Here is a 4,327-nt window from a genome sequence, read left to right as displayed (position 1 = left end):
AAAAGCTCGAAGCCGGCCCCAAGGGCGGGCGCATCGTCTTCGGCGAGCAGCCGAACATCGACCACATGCGGCTTATCAAGCTCGTGCAATCGCGCCCGAAGGACTACAAGCTGGATCAGGCCGCCGGCGCGCTGCGGTTCAACATGGACATGGCGGAGCCTGCCAAGCGGATTGCACAGGTGGAGACGGTGGTCGGGAAGCTGGCGGGGTGAGGGCAACAGCCTGGGGGTTGTCGGACGACACAGGTAGTTGCTCGCAGAGTCGCCGGCTGGACCGCTTTGCCCCCTCTCGGCCCTTGCTCTATGCTCCGGTAAGCGTCCACCAGGCTACGAGCGCAGCATGACCAGGATCTCAGTCGAAACGCAGGTCTCCGCTGACCACCGGCTCCAGCTCACCTTGCCGGACGATTTCCCGGCCGGCCCCGTCAAGGTAACGGTCGAGCCGGTCGCGGAGCTGGCGTCATCAACGGGCACCGGCGAAAGCCCCCTGGGCCAGCGCCTGCGCGCCATTCGTGACGCCGCCCTGGCCGAGGGCATGCCCGTCATGACACAGGACGAGGTGCTGGCAGAGGTGCGGCGACGGCGAGGAGAGCCGGTCGACGATGACTAGGACGACCTATGTCGACGCCAATGTTCTCATCTGCGCATTCCGCGGCGATCACGCCGCCACCGAAGCCGCCCTGGTCGTTCTCGGAGACGCCGGCCGCACCTTCGTCACCAGCGAATATCTTCGGCTCGAAACGCTGCCCAAACCCAGCTTCCACGGCAAGGCCAGAGAAGTCGCATTCCTGAACACCTTCTTCGACGCCGCCGGTCGCTGCGTATCATCCGCACCCGAGATCACCCAACGCGCTCTTGAGTTGGCAAGCCGCTACGATCTCGCGCCCAGGGATGCGCTGCATGTCAGCTCGGCGCTCGCCGGCAACGCCGACGAGCTCATCACGGTCGAGAAGCCGACCAAGCCGCTGTTTCGGGTCCAAGAGCTCAGGTACTATCCGTCTACCGGAGCTGAACGCCCATAGGTCCACATGTCGAGATCTTGTTGGCAAGGTCACTGATTCTTGCAGGATTTGGATGAGCTTCGACGCATGGACAGAGCACCAAGAGTCTTCCTGAGCTACAGCCACGACTCCGACGCGCACCGCGAGCGCGTCCTTTCGCTGTCCGAGCGCCTGCGGCGCGACGGCATCCGCACCGTGCTCGACCAGTACGTCGACGGCTCCCCCGACCAGGGATGGGCGCGCTGGATGCTGGATCAGCTCGACGAGTCGGATCGGGTCCTGTTGATCTGCACGCCGACCTACTACCGCCGCTTCCGCGGCCATGAAGCCCCCGAGCAAGGGAAAGGCGTGGACTGGGAGGGCGCGATTATCACCCAGGCCATCTACGACGCCCGCAGCCGCGTCAAGCGCTTCATTCCGGTCCTGTTCCATGCGACAGACGCCCGTTGGATCCCAGAGCCGTTGCGAGGCCAGAGCCACTACTGCCTTACCACCGAAGCCGCCTACCACTCGCTCTACGACGCCCTGCTGGATCAGGCCGGTGTCGAGCCCGGAGCACTTGGCCCAATCCTGCGCAAAGGGCGCCGCCAGGGCACGCCGCTCACGTTCGAGAACGCCGGACCGGCACAGAGGCCCGCCCCGCGACCCTCCCAAGCGGCGGCCATCTGGCGCGAAAAGCTCGAGTATCTGCGAGAGCAGGAGGCGATCTGCTCCGACCCGGCTCAGAAGTTCACGCTGCACAAGCAGATCGAGGAGGCTGAGTCCAAGCTGCGGGAGCTTGGCTGATGGCCGAACGGAGTGCGAGGGAAATCCTGGCAGCCAAGCTTGAGCATTTTCGCCGCGAGCACGCCATCTCCTCGGACCCGGCCCAGCGCTTCGCGCTCGAACAGCAGATTGAACAGACCGAGCGGGAGCTGGCGGCGCTCGGCGCCAGCACGCCCGCAAGCCCCCTGCGCGTTGACCTGACCCACCTCCCCGCCGGCGCCGAGCACTTCCTCGGGCGTGGACCGGAGCTGGCCGCACTCGACCGGGCCTGGGCATCGAACGGCGCAACCGCCATCGTCGAGTGCATCGCCCCCGGCGGCACCGGCAAGACGGCGCTGGCCAAGCGTTGGCTGGATGCCCAACGCGCCGCCGACCCGCCCTGGGGCGGGGCCGAGCGAGTGCTCGGCTGGACCTTCTACAGCCAGGGCAGCGGCGCGCAGCGCAACGCCTCCGAGGACCTGTTCCTGGCCCACGCCATCGAGCGCTTCGGCGTCGACATCGACGCCGCCGCCAACCCGGCGGACAAGGGCAGCGCCCTGGCGGAGGCGCTGATGGCCCGCCGGACCCTGCTGGTGCTGGACGGCCTGGAGCCGCTGCAACACCCGCCGGGGCAGCTCGCCGGCGAGCTGCGGGCACCGGGCCTGAAGGCCCTGCTCACCCAGCTCGCCGCCGCCGGCCACCCGGGGCTGTGCCTGCTCACCAGCCGCGAATGGCTCACGGACCTGAAGGAGTGGGTCCGCCCCCCAGACGGCAGCGGCGCCGACGCCGCCATCGAGTCGGAGATCGAGCCGACCGGGCCACTCCGGGGCAGCGTGCTGCGCATCGACCTGGGTAGCCTGAATGAGGCCGACGGCGCCGCGCTGCTGCACGCCCGCGGCGCCGTGCGCGCCGGCGCCGCCGCCATCGCGCCGGCCCAGGCCCGCCTCGACCCGGAGCTGCGCGCCGCCAGCCGTGCCCTTGGCGGCCATGCCCTGACCCTGTCCCTGCTCGGGCGCTTCATCGCTCGCGCCAAGGGCGGCGACATCCGCCGCCGCGGCGAGATCGACCTGGTGCGCGCCGACCAGGACGCCCGCGGCCACGCCGGGCGCATGGTCGCCGCCTACGTGCACTGGTTCCAACAGGCCGGGCGCCACCGCGAGGTCGCCGCGCTGCACCTGCTCGGCCTGTTCGACCGCCCCGCCGCGCCGGCGCTGCTGGACGCCCTGCGCCAAGCACCGCCCATCGCCGGGCTCACCGAGCCGCTGCAGGACCTGGACACGGACACCTGGACCATCACGCTCGCCAACCTCGCCGACGCCGGCCTTATCGAGCGTCGCGACGCCAACGGGGCACCGGCCCCCGATGCCGCCACCGAACCGGACACCGGCACCGACCTTATAGCCACCATCGACCCCGCCGCCACCCAGGTGGACGCCCACCCGCTGATCCGCGAGCACCTGGGTGCGACGCTGCGTGAGCGTGCCCCCGACGCCTGGTGCGAGGGCCACCGGCGGCTATACGAATGGCTCAAGACGAACACCCCCTACCGCCCGGACGGTCTGCCTGGCCTACAGCCGTTGTACCAAGCCGTCGCTCATGGCTGCTTGGCAGGGGAGTGGCACGAGGCGCTCGCTGATATTCTTGATGATCGTATCCTACGTGGCACGGAGTCCGGCAGCAGCTATAGCACCCATACACTTGGGGCAATCAGCGCCGACCTGGCGGCTGCGGCTTGCTTTTTCGACGAGCCCTGGGTACGCCCGGCTAGACCGTTGAGCGCTCCTGAGCAAGCCTGGCTCTTGCATGAGGTAGGCTTCCGCTTGCGCGCGCTAGGTCGTCTAGCAGAGGCCCTAGAGCCAATGCGAACAGCGGCCGAGATGCGCGTGTTCGAACAGAACTGGACGGAAGCCGGCATCAGCTATGGCAACCTCAGCGAACTAGAGCTCGCGCTCGGTCAGATCCAGGAGGCTGTGACCGACGCGCGCCGGTCTGTAGAGGTTGGTGATCGCAGTGACAATTGTCACCTACCCGTGAAGCAGCGTCCTCGGTTGGCCGATGCCTTGCACCAGCAGGGGGCAAACGCCGAAGCCCGAGCAGCGTTCGCCGAAGCCGAAGCGATGCAGGCCGAGCGGCAGCCTCAGTATCCGCTCCTTTACTCGTTCATGGGCTTCCGGTACTGCGATTTGCTGCTATCAGACGCTGAGAGAGCCGCCTGGTCCGCTGCCGCCCAAGAAACCGCCAACGGAGGTGGTTATCGTAGTGCATTCGCGGCGGGGTTGGTCGCAGTCTGCACCGAGGTCGCTAGGCGGGCCGCGCAGACGCTCGAATGGGGCGAACAGAACCAAGCACCACTGCTCACCATCGGCCTCGACCATCTCACCCTTGCCCGCTGTGCCCTTTAGGCGGTTTCCAGAAAATTTTATACCGCTCATGCGGGAGCGCAGGCGGGTCGGATCAGGATATCCCACTTCGGCAAATCGGGGTTGCGCAGCAGCCGCGCTTCGACTTCGCGCCTGGCCTTGTTGGTTAGGGTGACCCCCTTGGCGTAGACCTCGCGTGAAAGGTTCACGACGGGGTGAAGAC

5 protein-coding genes are annotated in these 4,327 nt (G+C 67.7%); all 5 read left to right on the top strand.

Annotated features, from left to right (window positions below; all coding sequences use genetic code 11):
- A partial coding sequence (locus tag CKO31_RS25285) for a hypothetical protein (RefSeq protein ID WP_200243446.1) occupies positions 1-212 on the top strand: 212 nt, incomplete at its 5' end.
- A 127-nt stretch (positions 213-339) separates the two neighbouring features.
- Positions 340-609 carry a hypothetical protein gene (locus CKO31_RS25280; protein WP_200243444.1) on the top strand — a complete coding sequence of 90 codons (270 nt, stop codon included), beginning with the start codon at positions 340-342 and terminating at the stop codon, positions 607-609.
- A complete protein-coding gene (locus tag CKO31_RS25275) occupies positions 602-1,021 on the top strand; it encodes a type II toxin-antitoxin system VapC family toxin (protein WP_200243442.1) in 420 nt (139 codons plus the stop codon). Before CKO31_RS25280 ends, CKO31_RS25275 begins: the two co-directional genes overlap by 8 nt.
- Positions 1,022-1,087: 66 nt before the next feature.
- The gene (locus tag CKO31_RS25270) at positions 1,088-1,786 is read left to right on the top strand and encodes an SEFIR domain-containing protein (RefSeq protein WP_200243439.1); all 699 of its coding nucleotides are present in this window, start codon (positions 1,088-1,090) and stop codon (positions 1,784-1,786) included.
- A complete protein-coding gene (locus CKO31_RS25265; protein WP_200243436.1) occupies positions 1,786-4,146 on the top strand; it encodes a tetratricopeptide repeat protein in 2,361 nt (786 codons plus the stop codon). The genes CKO31_RS25270 and CKO31_RS25265 overlap by 1 nt, the downstream gene beginning before the upstream one ends.
- Positions 4,147-4,327 lie beyond the last annotated feature (181 nt).

This window comes from Thiohalocapsa halophila (assembly GCF_016583825.1).
GTDB classification, from domain to species: Bacteria; Pseudomonadota; Gammaproteobacteria; order Chromatiales; family Chromatiaceae; genus Thiohalocapsa; species Thiohalocapsa halophila.
Note: the sequence above shows the minus strand (reverse complement) of the source record. Positions and strands in the feature narration are given on the sequence as shown.

What these genes read in the sequence shown, in the direction of transcription:
- CKO31_RS25270 (WP_200243439.1), top strand. Translation starts at nt 1,088, where the DNA reads ATGGACAGAGCACCAAGAGTCTTCCTGAGCTACAGCCACGACTCCGAC.
- CKO31_RS25265 (WP_200243436.1), top strand. Translation starts at nt 1,786, where the DNA reads ATGGCCGAACGGAGTGCGAGGGAAATCCTGGCAGCCAAGCTTGAGCAT.
- CKO31_RS25280 (WP_200243444.1), top strand. Translation starts at nt 340, where the DNA reads ATGACCAGGATCTCAGTCGAAACGCAGGTCTCCGCTGACCACCGGCTC.
- CKO31_RS25275 (WP_200243442.1), top strand. Translation starts at nt 602, where the DNA reads ATGACTAGGACGACCTATGTCGACGCCAATGTTCTCATCTGCGCATTC.